Source organism: Desulfoplanes formicivorans, from assembly GCF_001748225.1.
Taxonomy (GTDB): domain Bacteria; phylum Desulfobacterota; class Desulfovibrionia; order Desulfovibrionales; family Desulfomicrobiaceae; genus Desulfoplanes; species Desulfoplanes formicivorans.
In genome coordinates this window covers 170,225-186,181 of the sequence record NZ_BDFE01000015.1, presented here as the reverse complement: position 1 = coordinate 186,181, position 15,957 = coordinate 170,225, and the positions used below count along the sequence as shown (strand labels likewise).

Below are 15,957 nucleotides of genomic sequence, written 5' to 3'. Positions count from 1 at the left end.
TACGTCTTTTAGCGGATGAGACCGAGGTGTTCCAGGGTTTCATACGTGACTGCACCCGTGGCCAGCTTGTTATCCTGCTGGTATTTGACCATGCTTTTCTTGGTCAAGGGTCCGTAGATGCCGTCCAGGGGGCCGGGATCGTATCCTTTGGCTGCCAGAGCGTTCTGGATTTTGGCAATGACATCGGGGGTGGTGTTGGTTTCACACAGGATGCGCTTCCATTCCAGATGGCCTTCTGTTGTTTTGACCGTACGCGTCACGGTTGCGTACTCGGCAGGGACTTTTGTCACTGCGGTTCGCGCCGGTTCAAGAAGCGTTCTTACCTTGACGGTCTTGTACTGGGCCGGGATGACCACCCGTTCAACCCGGGGTTCTGCAACAAGCACGCGTTTTTTAACGGTCTTGTACTGGGCCGGGATGGTGACTTCCTTGGTTGTGGGAGGCGTTACCATGATCTGTTTTCTGACGGTTTTGTACACAGCTGGAACTTCCACCAGACACATGATTTCACCCGTGGTATTGTCGACCCTTTCCGTGGGTCCCCGACCCTTTTTCCATTCCTTGTGGGCGGGCTTGAGCAAAATTCTTTCTTCCTGCCATTCATAAACAGCAGGTACGGTGACCAGGCGTGTCGAGGCCTCGGATACCAGAACCTTTTCTGTTCTCCATTCATATTGAGCCGGGATGGTGGTCAACTTTTCCGAAGCTTCCTTGACCAGCACCCGTTCTTCCTTTTCCCCGTATTTTGCGGGAATGACCGTCAGGGTTTCGGATTCTCCCTTTCTCAGGACACGTTCCTTTTCGGTGGTGTAAACAGGCGACACAAAGACCCGGGCGTAACATTCGCCGACTTTGGCTTGAGGAGGCAGAAGAACCGCTTCGGGGGGCATCATCTTCATCTGCGATTCCATGGCCGGGGCCTTCTGGGCACTCATTTTTGCAAGAGCCTGGTCTTTCTGCATTAATTCTTTTTTGTACTTGGACAGGGATGCGTCTTTTTCGGCAGAAGTCTTTTGGAGTTTTTCAATCTGGGCCTGTTTTTGTCCGAGTTCCTGCTGGAGGACCGTCACCTGTTGCGGCATTTGTTTGTGCGTACACGCGGTCAGAAAGACCGCAGCCATGGCCATGAGGAAAATCTGTTTCCATTTCATATGCATCTCCTTGGTAAGGTGTTTTCATGTGAGTGGACAATAAGAATACAGTCCAAGTAATTATAAAGACATGCTTGGATGCAAAGTATAAACAAGTTTTTAAAATTTTGTAAACACAAAAAATATATAATTACATGGTGTATTGCCATGGACACATACAAGCCATGAAAATAAGTCTCATTTGGATTTTTTATTCGCAAAAATAATCTGCATTATTAAGTAAAATGTTGTCATACACTGATTGTTACATAAACGTTATAAGGTTAATTCATGGTGATGCCATTGTTTTGATGCTTAAACATCAACTCCATGTACATGGTCTATGTTGTTGGTCAGCATCTTGTGCCGGCAGGTGCGTGCTGTTTTGGGTCGCGTCCCTTGGCGATATCGCCAGAAAAATCCTTAAGGAATCATGAAAATGAGGGAGTCCGCAAACATGGATTGCCTGGCCTTCTTTTTTCTTTTATCCAGCAGGATGCGCCTGCTTTTCCGGTGGCGGGGCTGTGGCCGCATTGTTGGCAGAGCAACGTACGGATGTGCTTGGTCTGATCACGGTCTGCGGCAATCTCGATCATGCTGTGTGGACAGCCATGCACAACATCACCCCCTTGTACAACTCCCTTAATCCTGCCGACCAGGCGGCACGGCTTTCTTCCCTGCCACAGGTTCATTTTGTGGGCAAAGCAGACCGTAACGTCACCCGGGCCGTGACAGATGCCTTTGTATCCAGGCTTGGTCCTGGTGCACCGGTGACCATTCAGGTACTGCCGGGATTGGCGCACGGAGGCGAAGCCTGGGTCAAAGCGTGGCCCGCCCTGCTCGCCGGGATTCCCTGGGACCTCTGATCACGGCATTCCCTTGTGGATCCGAATCGCATTTCATTATTATAATTAGCCGGTTCTTCTAGACTTTTTTATATATACTTTGTATTTTATTCATGTCGTACTACACTTAACATTTAACATTTCGTCGGTCGGCACCAACTTCATGTATACGAGCTCTTCCCAGGTGGACACTTCGGTTCTTTATTTCAGTCAAAGACTGATGGATGCCCTTGCGGTCATTCATGCCGGTCCGGCCACCTACATCCATGCCCCCATGGGGTACGGAAAGACCGTTGCCGTGCGGACATACCTTGAAACCCACAAGGCCCGGTCCATCTGGGTCTCCGTATTGACCCGTGATCAATGTTCTTTTTGGCAGGATTTTTGTCACGTCCTGCGCAGGACCCTGCCCCGGGAGACCGCTGTTCTGGAAGATCTGGAAAAGCTCGGCTACCCCACTGATCCCTCGAAAATGGACGCGGCCAGGCGGATGTTCGCTCGACTGGCGTTCCCGGCTGAAACCGTTCTGGTTTTTGATGACGTACACCTTTTGCCGGATGCCGAGGAAGAGCGATTGTTCCGGTTCTGTCTGCTTCTTATCCGGCAGGGCTTTGGCCATCCCATTGTCTTTATTTCCCGCCACGCCCCGGGCAAAGAGTATGCGGAATCCCTGCTCAAGGGAATGATCGCTGAAATCAACCCGTTGCTGTTTGTTTTCAGCAAGGAAGAGATAGCGGCCTATTTCAGGCATTGTGGCATACCGTTGAAAGATGCGGAAGCCGCACATCTGCTCAAGGCCACTGGCGGATGGATAAGCGCGTTGTATCTGTCCCTGCTGCATTACATCCGGCAGGGACAACTGGCGCCTCCCTTTGAAGTGGCAGATCTGCTGGCGAGCCAGGTCTTTGACAGGCTTCAGGATGAGACACGAGAACTGCTGCTCGTTCTCTCTCCCCTGGAGAGCTTTGCCATTCCCCAGGCCAGGCTGTTTTGCGACAATGCGGAAAACGTTCTTGGAGATGTCTTTCAGCGCAACGCCTTTGTCAGCTACGATCCCATCACCGGGCATTACATGCTTCATGCCATGTTCCGGCAATTCCTGCTTGCGCGGTTTGACAGACTCCCCGTGGGAAAAAAACAGGCGATCTGCCTGCGTCATGCCGAATGGCTGGTGGACCATGAAGAGGTACGTAAATCCATCAAGCTCCTGGGCAGAGTCAGTGATTCCACCAAGGCCCTTGAGCTGTTGAACACGTTTGTGGAGCGTCTGCCGGTCACAGAAGGCAATGGCCTGTTGCTGGCCCTTTTTCGTTCATTTGATCCGGCACTGATGGAAAGGTATCCCGACGTGATGTTTCGCTATGCCATGGCCGCCCTTTGTGCCGGGGACATGCCGGTCTTTTCGGACGTGCTGGATCGTTTGGGGCGCTATTGCGCGTCACTGCCTGAAGACGGGCGGGAAGCCAACGGCTGGCGGGGAGAGCTGGAGCTTTTGTTCGCTCTTACCAAGTACAATGATATCGAGGCCATGTCGGTTCATCACAAACGGGCGGCAGTTTTTTTTGACCGGTCCGGAACCAGGAAAAGTCGCCTTTTTGGACAGGACCCGTGGACATTGGGCTCTCCTTCGGTGCTGTATATGTTTTATCGCCAGAGCGGGGCACTGGAGGAAACGGTTGCCCAGATGCGTGGATGTCTGCCGTATTATTCGGCGTTGACCGGCATGCATGGAGCCGGTGCGGAAGACGTCATCCTGGCCGAGGCCCGTTACAATGCCGGGAGGTTTAGTTCTGCAGCCATAGCCTGTCACCAGGCTCTGACTGCGACGCAAAAGCATGGTCAGATCGGTCTTGAGATCTGCGCCCGCTTTCTGCTGGCCCGGCTCGATATGCAGCAGGGCCAGTATGACAAAGCCATCAAGCAGTTGGAAACCATGCGCCACCGCGTGGAGGCGGCACGGGCCTTTTCCCTGTTGCGGACGTTGGACCTCTATACCGGTCTACTGCATGTTGACATCCAACGACCGGAGAAGATTCCCTCCTGGCTGCTGCAGGAAGGAGAGGATGATCTGTATGCCTTTGCCGGAGGGTGCTCGTACCTGGTACTGGGCAGTGCCCTGCTGCAGAGCGGAAAACATGCGGAGCTGGTCGGCCGATTTTCCCGGCTGCTGCGGGAAGGAACGTTCAGCAAGAATCTTTTGTTCACCATCCATGCGCACTTGTTTATGGCTGCGGGCAATACCGGTCTGGGATTTTGGGCGGAGGCGGAGGCGGCACTTTTTTCAGCCCTTGATCTGGCTCTGCCCGACAGACTGTACATGCCCTTTGTGACGATTGCTGTTTTTTTGCCGCAACTGAAAAGTCTCAAGACCCACAAAACATACGGCCATGGCATCCGGCGCATTTTGCAACTCTCCTTTTCGTTTGAGAAAGCCCGCAACAGCATCGTGTCCCGATATTTTTGCGAGGAGACCCTTTTGCTCACTCCCCGGGAACGCGAACTTGTCCAGCTGGCCATGACAGGCATGACTTATAAAAAGATAGCCGCTGCCACCGGTCTGGCCCCCAATTCCGTCAAACGCTACTTTGCCACCCTGTACAAGAAGCTCGGCGTCAGCAGCAGGGAACAGCTGATGCAGTATCTTGCCGACAACAAGGGAAGTTCCTTGTAGTTGTCTGTTCTGTGCCCTTGTCATGGCCCTGGTTCAGGGGCGATGATACCTGCTGATAGTATGTATCTGCATGAAATAACAGGGTGTGTTATTCGTTCTCTCTCCTGGTGAGAGCGCGGCCATGTGTTTGCGTTGGGAGAGCACCGCATCCTGCCCCAGGTGGGATGCAATTATCTCTGGCTCTCCAGGGAGAGCTACACAACGGATGCCGACAATGATGCCTGGGACATGCACGCCTCGTCTCTTGACGAGCACCAGGTCTATTGGGTGGCCACCCTTGGCTGGCTGACCAGCACCCAGGTGGGTCGGGTCGAGGTGACTCCGTCCGTGGCCGCGGGAGTCCGTTATCTGCTTACCGACGATGACATGGATGTTGACCTGTCTGTTCCCGGAGCAGCGCCCGTTACAGTCACCTCCGAGCAGGACGACCTGACAGCTACTCTTTCCGCTACAGTCGCCTTTACCCAGGATGATTTCTCCCTGGAAATGACCTATGCCGGAGAATACAACGACGATACAACCGCCCACACCGGTCTGATCCGGGCCAGCTTCATGTTCTGATCACGGACACGTTCATTTATCCGTCTCCAACCAAAAACGCCCCTTTAACGGGGCGTTTTTGGTTGATTTATCCGGCAACAAGCTGTTTTCAACGCAGGTTTCTTTTTTCTCCGCAAGCTGTACATGTCTTTTGTGAGGATTGCCGGTTTCTCATCGCAGTTGAAAAGTCTCAAGGCCCACGAAATATACGGCCACGGCTTTCGGTGTATTCTGCCCCTTCTTGTTTGAGACCGCCCGCAACAGCATCGTGTTCTGATATTATTTTGAAAATCCCTTTCAACAGGCCATGACAGAGACATGATCTGAAAAAAGGTAGTTGCTACCGGTCTGACCTCGCATGGCGTAAAACACTCCTTTGCCCCCTGCACAACCCGTTCGGCGTTAGCAAAAGCAGCTGATGCCATATCTTGCCGACAACAAGGGAAGTCCCTTGCACCGGACCGCTTGTGTCCTGTCTCCGGGGCCCTCCTTGTTTTTGTTGTGGCCTTGATTGCAAGCGGATAAATTTTTTATTTGTTATAAGATTATGAAATAATGTGATTTGTTTGTTGAATATCACCCTGGGTGATATTGCGGCCAATTCATATAACCGCATAAAGAAAACTGAATATCGGGTTGTCTGATATGCAAGTTTTTCTTTTGTAAGCAGAATGTGGCCTGTTCTATATTTTCAATCCAACGGAGTATACGCTATGAGTACCTTGTTATGTTCTGACATACATGTCAGCATGATCCGACGCAGGACTCTCTGGACATGTTGGACGATGTTGGTCGCCCTGACCGCAGGCCTTTTATTTTTGGGGGCAGCCCCTGCCCGGGAGGCTTGGGCGGAAGAGATCATTGATGTTTCTAAGGGGGATAATTCTGTAAACACGGGTAGTTACACCAAAAGCATCACTGGCAGTGGCATCACAGGTATTTATTCAAATGCTGCCAGCATCAAAAACAGTGGTAACTTTGATCTCACTGCAACTGGTGGTGATATGAGTTCTTGTGGTAGTAATGCTTTTGCTAATGCCGAGTCTAATGGTGTTTATATCGATAATAATACAAGCAATAGCTATGATATCTATAACACTGGAAATATTACCTTGAAAGCTATAGGCGGCAATGCGACTATTGACGATTCATCTACTGATTTTTATAGTGCCTTTGCCGATGCTATGTCCAAAGGAATATATCTCTATACAGATAGCTATGTATATAATACTGGAGATATTTTTGTGACTGCCACAGGTGGGACGGCAACAGGTTATTATACTAAACAGGCTGATGCCTTTGCCGAAGCCTATGGCATCTTCAATAAAGGCGATGGCGACGTGTATAACACGGGACCCATCACCCTGACGGCCATGGGTGGTACGGCAACGAGTAACAGTGGCTCTGCCGATGCCTATGCCTATGCCTATGCCGAAGCCTATGGTATTGATAGCGGTGGCGACGTGGATAATACAGGGGCCATTACCACGATCGTCACAGGTGGTACGGCAACGAGTAACAGTGACGTCGATGTCCAGGTCCGTGCCTATGGCATTGATAGCGGTGGCGACGTGGACAACACAGGGGCCATCACCGTGAGGGCCACAGGGGGTACGGCGGAAAGTAGCACAAAAACTGCTTCTGCCCAAGCCACAGCCTGGGGCATTGGTAGCAAAGGCGACGTGCATAACACGGGGGCCATCACCCTGACGGCCATGGGTGGTACGGCAACGAGTACCAGTGGCTCTGTCAATGCCTTTGCCGAAGCCTATGGCATTTCCCTTAATATGTATGGTAGTGGCGATGTGTATAACAATGGAGATCTTACCGTGACCGCCATGGGTGGTACGGCAACGAGTAACAGTGGCTCTGCCGATGCCTATGCCTATGCCTATGGCATCTCCACTGAAGGCGGTGACTACGTGTACTACAACACGGGTGATCTTACCGTGACCGCCACGGGGGCGAATGCGACCCTTGATGGTTCGGGTAGTTTTTATACTTTTACCAAAGCCTATGGCATCTTCAATGAAGGCGATGGCAACGTGGACAACGCAGGGGCCCTCACCGTGAGGGCCACAGGGGGTACGGTAACGATTACCAGTGGCTCTGCCAATGCCGATGCCTCTGCCGAAGTTTATGGTATCTCTAACAAATACGATGTGCGCAACACAGGGGCCATCACCGTGAGGGCCACAGGGGGTACGGCAACGAGTGACAGTGGCTCTGCCGATGCCGATGCCGATGCTTATGGCATTATTAAGACATATAGTGGCGACGTGTACAACACGGGGGCCATCACCGTGAGGGCCACAGGGGGTACGGCAACGAGTGACAGTGGCTCTGCCGATGCCTCTGCCGGAGCGTATGGTATCTATATGGATGCTTATTACTATAGTGGTGACGTGCACAATACAGGGGCCATCACCGTGAGGGCCACAGGGGGTACGGCAACGAGTGACAGTGGCTCTGCCGTTGCTGATGTATTTGCCTATGGCATCGTAACCAAAGGCGAAGTGTACAATACGGGAGACATCACCGTAAGCGCCACAGGGGGGGGAACGGGAAGTAGCTATGCCTTTGGCATCTGCTTCTTAAAAGGCGAGAACACCCTGACCAACACGGGCGTCATCAGGGCCTTCGGGGATAAGGCCTATGAGGTTTATCTGGCAGACAATTCAAGCCCTACCGTTACCCTGAAGGATACCTACAACATGAATCTGGATGGCGATCCAGACACCGGCTCCATCTATGTCGGTTACGGATCCACCCTTGACCTGAACAACGCCCTGCTCTCCCTGACCGCCGTGGGCAACGACTTTCAGTGGGATACCGAGTACACCATTTTCGAGACCAATGGCACGGGAAAGGTGAATGGATCTTTCAGCGGGACCACGGCCAAGAATCCCGCTGTTGTTGCGGCGTACCATACTCGGGGGACGGAAGACAGTTCGGACGATACGGTTTCCCTCTCCTATCAGCCCAAGGCGTCCCCTTCTCTGACCGGGATCAATCAGCTCTCCAGCACCATCTCCCTTGCCGGAAATCTGGTGGGGCAGAACATGGCCAATCATTTTTTTCAGCCCGGACTGGCACAATCGGACAAGTCTGCCTCCCGTCTCTATGCCGATTCCGGCATGGTGATGAGCGACGCTTCGGCGTATTCTCCCGGGGCCACCCGAATCGTCTACATGACCCCCTATTACACCAATATGGACCGGGATGCTTCTCCTGTGGGGTATGACGCTAATACCATTGGTTTTATGGCCGGTTATGAGCTCAAATACGACAATCGACTGCTTGGTTTCCATTTTGGTTCCGCTTATACCGATCTGGATTTCACGGGGACAGGCTACTCGAATAATTCCGAGGATCAGAATCTCTTGAGCGCAGGCGTGCACGCCATGGGAGCCATGGATGAGTGGACGTTGCGCGGCCGGGTGACCGGATTTTACGCCATGCACGACTACGAGGGGCTGACCGGAACCAATTTGGAAATGGACGAAGACGCCGACTACAACACCTGGGGGATCAATGCCCAGGTGATGGGCGGCCGTGTGTTTGAGTTGGGAGAACACCGTATCCTGCCCGAGGTGGGATTCAATTATCTCTGGCTCTCCAGGGAGAGCTACACAACGGATGCCGACAATGATGCCTGGAACGTGCATTACTCCTCTCTGGACGAGCACCAGATCTATTCGGTGGCCTCCCTTCGCTGGCTGACCAGCACCCAGGTGGGTCGGGTCGAGGTGACCCCGTCCGTGGCCGCAGGAGTCCGCTATCTGCTTACCGATGATGACATGGATGTTGACCTGTCCCTTCCCGGTAGCGCGCCCGTTACAGTCACCTCCGAGCAGGACGACCTGACAGCTACTCTTTCCGCTACAGTCGCCTTTACCCAGGATGATTTCTCCCTGGAAATGACCTATGCCGGAGAATATAACGACGATACAACCGCCCACACCGGCCTGATCCGGGCCAGCTTCATGTTCTGATCACGGCCTGTTCATTTATTCGTCTCCAACCCAAAACGCCCCTTTAACGGGGCGTTTTTGCGTGATTTATCCGGGAACAAGCTGTTTTCAACGCAGGCCCCCTGCACTATATCAGGGAGTTGTGAGTCACACACATGAACCAGAAAAAGGCGAAATCTGGATTGGCTGCAACGACTTGACGTGCAGTATGAACAGAGAGGGAATCAACCAAGGCTAGAAATAAGCTAGAAAACGCAAAAAAGGCCGACTTTTCAGTCGGCCTTTTAGCGGCATTCAAGGGATTTGGTGAATCATTATAAGCGTTTAATGGTGGAGCTGATCAGGATCGAACTGACGACCTCTTGAATGCCATTCTTATTTAATTTTAAACCCTTTTTGTCTATAATCTATTAAAATAAATAGCTTTTTTGAGAGCCGTCGTCGCCGTTTGTCAAAAAAAATGTATGTGCATAATGTGTATAATATCAATATGTTGGCAAATAGCGATTCCAGGGTTGGTACATAGTTGGTACACGATTCATTATTTTTTGCGGGGCGTAGCGGAGTAAAAAATTCAGAGTATGTATTTATCACTGTTTTTATAACTATTTAACATTATTTAACTTTAAAATTTTTTAGCCGCGTACACTAACAAGCCTATCCAGTGTTTTAGCTGTGAATACCTTCCCTCTAGTTGCAATAAGCAGTTTTCTCATATCTTCCCGGCGAACGGCAAAGCCCCCTGTGTCAGGGAAGTTGTCGCCTCTTCTGAAATTCATCCAGACGATTATAGCCTGTTTTGATTGTTATAACTAATTGAAAAAACGGAAAATATTCCCGATTCCTGGCGCATTTCACTGGCTGTGATGGGCGTGCATGCGGTGAATAAAATCAATAGATTGGCATGGTGCTCGGCGAGAAGGCTAGAAATAGGCTAGATTTTTTGGAAAGGAAATATGCGGCTATCCTTACGCTCTTATTGCCAAAATGCCGGTTGAAATTTTTAAGGCAGGAATTTCTAGCCCGTTTGGCTGATTGTCAGGATAGTGGATTAACTTCAACTCCTCAAGTCTGGAGCAGGATCATTTCTGGAGGTGTTGCTGACAGGGTTTTCCAAAGAAGAACAAAAAGGGTTTCCAACTCCTCGAAGGAACGGCATCTTTTTTACCCAGGGACCAATTGTTTCATGTTGTTTCATCTACCATCCATGATTGGTATTTCAGGGCGCAATGGGCCAACTTGTTGATTTGTTTACCCTACATCAGATGGGGTGGATGGTAGAGCCAATCGGTCATTATTACAGTAGGTTAAACATGAAAAATTCGAAATTTTCATTTGCAAAAATTTACCGGACCCCAAAAAAGGGGGAGGTGGATGGTAAAACGGTTTTCAACCCTTGCAAGACGTGGGTTTTGGGAGTAAGAGTCTGAAACATTGCCCCGACTTGAGGGGATTGAGACCCGAAATGACTTTGCCGTTCGGGAGTTCTTTCTTTGTCTGAAACATTGCCCCGACTTGAGGGGATTGAGACTCACCGAACGAGCTGTTGTTTACAAGCTGGCCACACCAGTCTGAAACATTGCCCCGACTTGAGGGGATTGAGACAAAAAAATGGCAGGCATTCTTGTTTGAATGCCTGCCATTTTTATTGGCAAAGGAATTGCGGAAGGCGGTCCGACACAATTTTATTGTTAGGCATTTATAACTGCAATCATAGTTTTTTTTGAGAGGCTCAATCTTTATTTAAAAGAAATGCTAACCCAGCAACAGTGAGAGTACCTATAACACTTAAGGCACCAAGTGCTGCCCCTTTTGCGAAGCCAGCTTCATGGCCTTTCTTGTAACCTATTTCTTCACCTGCTTGATAACCTTTGAAATCATCACTACGTTCCTTGGAAAAAATATATTCCTTGGCTTGTTCTGAAATATCTGGCTCTCTTAACAATCTTTCCAGCAGTGCCCGTGCAGCATCAATTGATAGTCTATTAAGTTCTGCGAAATACTTAAGTTTGTCTTCATTGTGTAATGTATCTTTAGCTTTTTTTCTAAATGTATCATCCATATTAGTATCCCTTAAAATTTGTCTAATGCTTTGCTCACCGGTAAATTAGGAGCACAGCGAGTAATTTATCCGCGTGCAGCAACTTGTTATACAGATCAGTCGACATGCATCGCATTGCTTGCATACTCCTCTAGAACGGGCATCAGCTCCTCCAGCCTCTTCTTGGCTTTAAGGTCATCGCTATTGGTGATCAAGTACTCCTCTAGGTACTTCACTTCGAGATGCACTAGATCAATGCTTATGCGCTGCAGCCAATTTGCTGATCCTAGGTTGTGATATTCCCAGTTCCGATTGAAAAAAGGGTTTTCGTAGTAGGGAATCGCGTCAATTACAGTGGCATCCAAACCGCACTTTTCGAGTATAGCCCGCAAATCCTCAAGCAAACTTTCGTCGCTTTTATGGAATGACTCAAGCAAATGCTCGATGCCCGCAATCGCATCATGCGCGCTTTGCATTACTTCAAAAAAACTAGCCTTGCCGTTGACCTCCATAGCCAAACCAGAATCTTGGAAAACATGTTCCAGCTTGTTGGTGCGCTCGATTTTTTCCCAATACTCGTCCATTTGATCTTTGAGCTTATAAAGGACGGCTTCATCGATTTTAAAGTTGGACTTCTCAAATAGTTGCTCATGATTCAGCTTCATTTCTTTGAGTTTTTCCACCGGATATCGGTCAACGTCATCTGTTTCGATATGATGGGGGTAACACAGCAGAATCAGGTTCTCATAGCTTCGACGGTACTCATCGTCACTGTCAGGGTTGAATCGCTCTCCGCCGCTGCTCGCCGCTTCGATATGACAAACCTGTGCGATAAAAAGGTTGTCACCATTTACCAGAGGGTGAGTACAGCCTGGAAACGCGCACTGGTTGCCGGAGCGAGCAAAAAGCGCTCTTAAAGTTTCCAATTTAGGTGATAATCGAGGCATTACTTCCCTCTTGTATAATAAGGTTGATCCTGCAACAGTTTAGTGGAGACCCAGTTAAGCCAGTTCCTGATAATCAACCAAGAAAATGGGTGAGCAATATCTCTAAAGATTCAGGTGCTCCTCAAATAACATGACAATTTTTTGCCAGACATCACCTTTTAGTGGTTTGCCCATATAGCATCACGTATTTGTATGACACAACCCCCCTCGTTAAGATTTTTTTGAAAAAAATGGCAAAAAAATTTTCTAATTTTGTGATAATCCCGAGAGGATGATTTTCGCCAAGGCTATCCTCGCTTTACTCTTGCCCGCCATAATTCTTGGATTCCCAAAATTTTTTGGTAAACCCACCCACTAGGATACCCCCCTTCCCCTCGGCAGCGTCGCCGACATCTTTTCTAATATTCTTCCGCATCCCACACGCATATTCTTCCGCATTCAAAAAATGCGGAAGAATATGCCCGCTCGAGCATGATGCAACGTTTTACTGTATAAAATACACATATTATACTGCACATTGTCCATTACATTAATTCGAGCGGGCATTGGGTATCCCTACATTGGTTTACCCAAAAAAAATGCAATCCATACTCAGTAAATCAAATAGATCGAATATAGTCGATTCAGTGAGATGCTTATACATACCACTGAAGCTTGCATTTTGATTTCTTCGTATTATAATTGTTGTTGAATGTAAAATACGGAGATTGATAAAATGAAAGTAAAAAATATTATTGAAACTGCACAAAAAATAATGCAAGAAATTGGAGAAAAAAAATTAGAAGATAAAACGAAAAATGAATACATGAAAATATTCAAACAAATAACAAAGGATAAAGATGGTTTTTTATATGAAGGTTCAAAAAGCTACTATTACAAGAAGAAGGCTGCTTTGCGGTATTGTATAAAGCAATATATGGTGTTGTATCTCAGGAAAATGAATTCAAATTCTCTGGATGAAAGTAATCTCCAAAAAAATAAAAGGATGTTACTCTATCTCATCAAGTTATACCAAGAACACGGTCGAAATACTGGAAATTGTCCAGTGAAAACAAAAAGCCCTGGAAAATCTAAAAGGAAAGCGTTGCGGGGAATGCCCACAAACTGGCGTGAAATGATGTGGGACCGGTGCAGCAATTATGATTACAAGGGTGCGCTTGCCGTTCTTCACCTCACAGGGGCCAGGCCGAGCGAAATCGAACGGGGTGTAACCGTGATTGGAGATGAGAACTCGGAATTTTTAGAATTTGTCATCAAAGGTTCAAAGGTAGGCAAGGCAAAACAGAATGGGCAGCCCGAACGAAGAATTTTTATCAATATGCGTGGTCTTGTCTATGATGGCTCACCCGTAGATTACCTGTTGAGCTGTGTCGCGGATTCCGGACGTGTTGTCATTAGAGCAAAAGCCAAAAGATTGAATGACTATGTACGTAGACTTTCTCAGAAAATCTGGCCACGGAGAAAAAATCATATTTCACCGTACTGCTACAGGCATCAGCTATCAGCAGATTTGAAGGGAGAGGGATGCCTGCCTCCCAAAATTTCGATGATTTTGGGGCACAGATCAACTCTCTCAAAGAAAAAATATGGGACCAGCAGACAGGCCCGGGGAAATACGCATATAGAAGATGTCCAATGTAGTCATGCACTCAGGGAACTACCTTCAAGCCCGTTTGGGGAACAGCTAGCAAGTAACGATGTTGATTTCAGACCATGATCAATATGAAAGGAAATGAGTCAGAAATAAAAAAATCTCAATTATACCATAATTTTTTTGGGAAAAAAAATAATATTTTTTCATGTCAATTTGGATTTTTGCAGAGTACTTTTGATTCTGATTGCATTTATCTTTTAACATATTGATTTCATATAATAAATCAATGGTATTTCAAATGTTTTATTCATTTTATATCAAGGGGTGACCTTTTGATAGATGCAATTTTGTCACTTGAGTCATTATTATGATGGATCGATAGGAATATATTTAACTATTGAATGATGAAATTTTTTGAAATTTTGGATTGTAAAAACAAAACTCTATAATGGTTTAAAACGCAACCATGGAGTTTTGTATGAGTGTAAAAAAGGAAATATTTGAAACCAACCCGTATGAAATTGAACTTGATCGACCGTTTTATAGTATGAAGCAGTTGGCAGATCTTTTTTCTGTCCATCGCTCGACGATTTCGAGGCTTCTTAGTGATGGCACATTGCCATATTTTTTGGTAAGGGGAACCAAGCGAGTCGCCAGACGGGACATCGCCCTGTTCATTGACAGACAAATAGCGAAGACTGGTTCTCAGAAAAGCTCGACTAAGGAGAACGGCCAATGGCAACAGTTCTGATTAGCGAGCGTGTGAACAAAAATGATAAATCGTTTGTGGTTTATTTTCGCGATCCACTCAGTGGAAAACGTAAGTATTACAAGACATTCAAAACGAAAAGAGATGCCGTTGCCGAAGCAGCAAGGCTCCGGGTAATGATAGATGGCCGTGAATACGCTGAAATGGCCAAGATCAAAAAAAAGCATCAGCTCTTGACTTTCAGCGATGTCGGTAAACTTCTTTGTGAAGAATGGGATCAGCGAGTCCGTGTGGGAGAGATTCAGACAGTGACTGTTGATGGATACAAAATCATTCTGAAACAACTTAACAAGGTTTTCGGGAATATGATTTTGATGGATATCGCCACCGAAAAAATTCTTGAATATCGAACAGATGTGGCCATGGAGCAGACCGTTATTACTTCCAATCGGCGGCTTTTTGTATGCAAGCAGGTTTTCGCAAGGGCGCTAAAAGAAGGGGCCATTCCCGAAGACCCCGCCGCTTCAATCAGGTATTTGAATGAATCCAAACATAAACGAAACAAGTATCTCAGTCCGCAACAACTTAACAAGCTCCTCTCGGCATGCGGCAGGACTTATGGCAAGCATTATCTGCCCGCCATGGTTTTGCTCGGTGCTGAACATGGCTGTTCAAAGCAGGAAATTCTTGATTTGCGCTGGGATGACATTGATTTGGAAAATAACCTGATAACGTTTTACAGAACGAAAAACGGCATGGAGCGAACCATGAAGATGATGCCAAGAATGAAAAAAGCCCTGCTCAAATGGCAAAAACATTTAGCTCATCTTCGTAAACGGCGAAATCTTGTGAATATTGATGCCTCGCTGGTGTTTGGGCATGTCGACGGAACCCGCCGAAAAGATTTTCGCAATGCTTGGCGCAAGGCGTGTCTGATTGCCGAGCTCAAGGATTTTCATTTTCATGATCTCCGGCACACGTTTGCCAGCAATATCATTACTTCGGGTGGGGATCTGAAGGATGTCAAAGAGATGTTGGGTCACCGGGATATTCGAAGCACGGATCGGTATACCCATTTGTCAGCACTCAGGAAAGAACATGTCCAAAACCGTTTGGCGGAGCATTATGGATGGTAGGCATGATTTTGGGCCATTTAACAAACCCAATAAGTTCAAACGATTAAAAAAGTGCGTTGGTACATAATTGGTACATAAACGCAAAAAAGGCCGACTTTTCAGTCGGCCTTTTAGCGGCATTCAAGGGATTTGGTGAATCATTATAAGCGTTTAATGGTGGAGCTGATCAGGATCGAACTGACGACCTCTTGAATGCCATTCAAGCGCTCTCCCAGCTGAGCTACAGCCCCAAACGCGAAAACGGTTTCTATAGAAATCGTGACGTTTGTCAACTAAAATTTCGCCCGAAAAGCATTTTTTTGAAGATTTGCCGATTGGCCACGGCCGATGTAGGAATAACCCCGTTGGTGGTGAGAACGTATTTTTGAGT

At 47.9% G+C, this 15,957-nt stretch carries 10 protein-coding genes and 1 tRNA gene; 7 read left to right on the top strand and 4 right to left on the bottom strand.

The window, feature by feature from the left end:
- Positions 1–8: 8 nt before the first annotated feature.
- Complete coding sequence (locus DPF_RS05780; protein ID WP_176724177.1) at positions 9–1,151, bottom strand: peptidoglycan-binding domain-containing protein; 1,143 nt, start codon at positions 1,149–1,151, stop codon at positions 9–11.
- Positions 1,152–1,654: 503 nt separating this feature from the next.
- Here DPF_RS05780 and DPF_RS05775 point away from each other — a divergent pair.
- The 4 genes from DPF_RS05775 (at position 1,655) to DPF_RS05760 (ending at position 9,181) form a co-directional block, all read left to right on the top strand.
- The gene (locus tag DPF_RS05775) at positions 1,655–1,996 is read left to right on the top strand and encodes a hypothetical protein (RefSeq protein WP_069857962.1); all 342 of its coding nucleotides are present in this window, start codon (positions 1,655–1,657) and stop codon (positions 1,994–1,996) included.
- A gap of 142 nt (positions 1,997–2,138) precedes the next feature.
- The gene (locus DPF_RS05770) at positions 2,139–4,646 is read left to right on the top strand and encodes a LuxR C-terminal-related transcriptional regulator (RefSeq protein WP_083254497.1); all 2,508 of its coding nucleotides are present in this window, start codon (positions 2,139–2,141) and stop codon (positions 4,644–4,646) included.
- A gap of 123 nt (positions 4,647–4,769) precedes the next feature.
- A complete protein-coding gene (locus DPF_RS05765) occupies positions 4,770–5,207 on the top strand; it encodes an autotransporter domain-containing protein (protein ID WP_141721067.1) in 438 nt (145 codons plus the stop codon).
- Positions 5,208–6,430: 1,223 nt separating this feature from the next.
- Entirely contained in the window at positions 6,431–9,181 is a 2,751-nt protein-coding gene (locus tag DPF_RS05760) for an autotransporter outer membrane beta-barrel domain-containing protein (protein WP_069857956.1), read from the top strand.
- 1,711 nt (positions 9,182–10,892) lie between these two features.
- Here DPF_RS05760 and DPF_RS05755 read toward each other — a convergent pair.
- Both DPF_RS05755 and DPF_RS05750 read right to left on the bottom strand, forming a co-directional pair.
- Positions 10,893–11,222, bottom strand: coding sequence for a hypothetical protein (locus tag DPF_RS05755; protein WP_069857954.1), 330 nt, complete (start codon positions 11,220–11,222; stop codon positions 10,893–10,895).
- A 95-nt stretch (positions 11,223–11,317) separates the two neighbouring features.
- Positions 11,318–12,148, bottom strand: a complete 831-nt coding sequence (locus DPF_RS05750; protein ID WP_069857952.1) for an HNH endonuclease — start codon at positions 12,146–12,148, stop codon at positions 11,318–11,320.
- A 715-nt stretch (positions 12,149–12,863) separates the two neighbouring features.
- Here DPF_RS05750 and DPF_RS05745 point away from each other — a divergent pair.
- The 3 genes from DPF_RS05745 to DPF_RS05735 all read left to right on the top strand — a co-directional run bounded on the left by DPF_RS05745 (position 12,864) and on the right by DPF_RS05735 (position 15,587).
- On the top strand, positions 12,864–13,865 hold the full coding sequence (locus DPF_RS05745) for a site-specific integrase (protein WP_069857950.1): 1,002 nt from the start codon (positions 12,864–12,866) through the stop codon (positions 13,863–13,865).
- 355 nt (positions 13,866–14,220) lie between these two features.
- The gene (locus tag DPF_RS05740; RefSeq protein ID WP_069857948.1) at positions 14,221–14,493 is read left to right on the top strand and encodes a helix-turn-helix domain-containing protein; all 273 of its coding nucleotides are present in this window, start codon (positions 14,221–14,223) and stop codon (positions 14,491–14,493) included.
- On the top strand, positions 14,478–15,587 hold the full coding sequence (locus tag DPF_RS05735) for a tyrosine-type recombinase/integrase (RefSeq protein ID WP_069857946.1): 1,110 nt from the start codon (positions 14,478–14,480) through the stop codon (positions 15,585–15,587). Before DPF_RS05740 ends, DPF_RS05735 begins: the two co-directional genes overlap by 16 nt.
- A gap of 154 nt (positions 15,588–15,741) precedes the next feature.
- Here DPF_RS05735 and DPF_RS05730 read toward each other — a convergent pair.
- Positions 15,742–15,817, bottom strand: a tRNA-Ala gene (locus DPF_RS05730).
- Positions 15,818–15,957 lie beyond the last annotated feature (140 nt).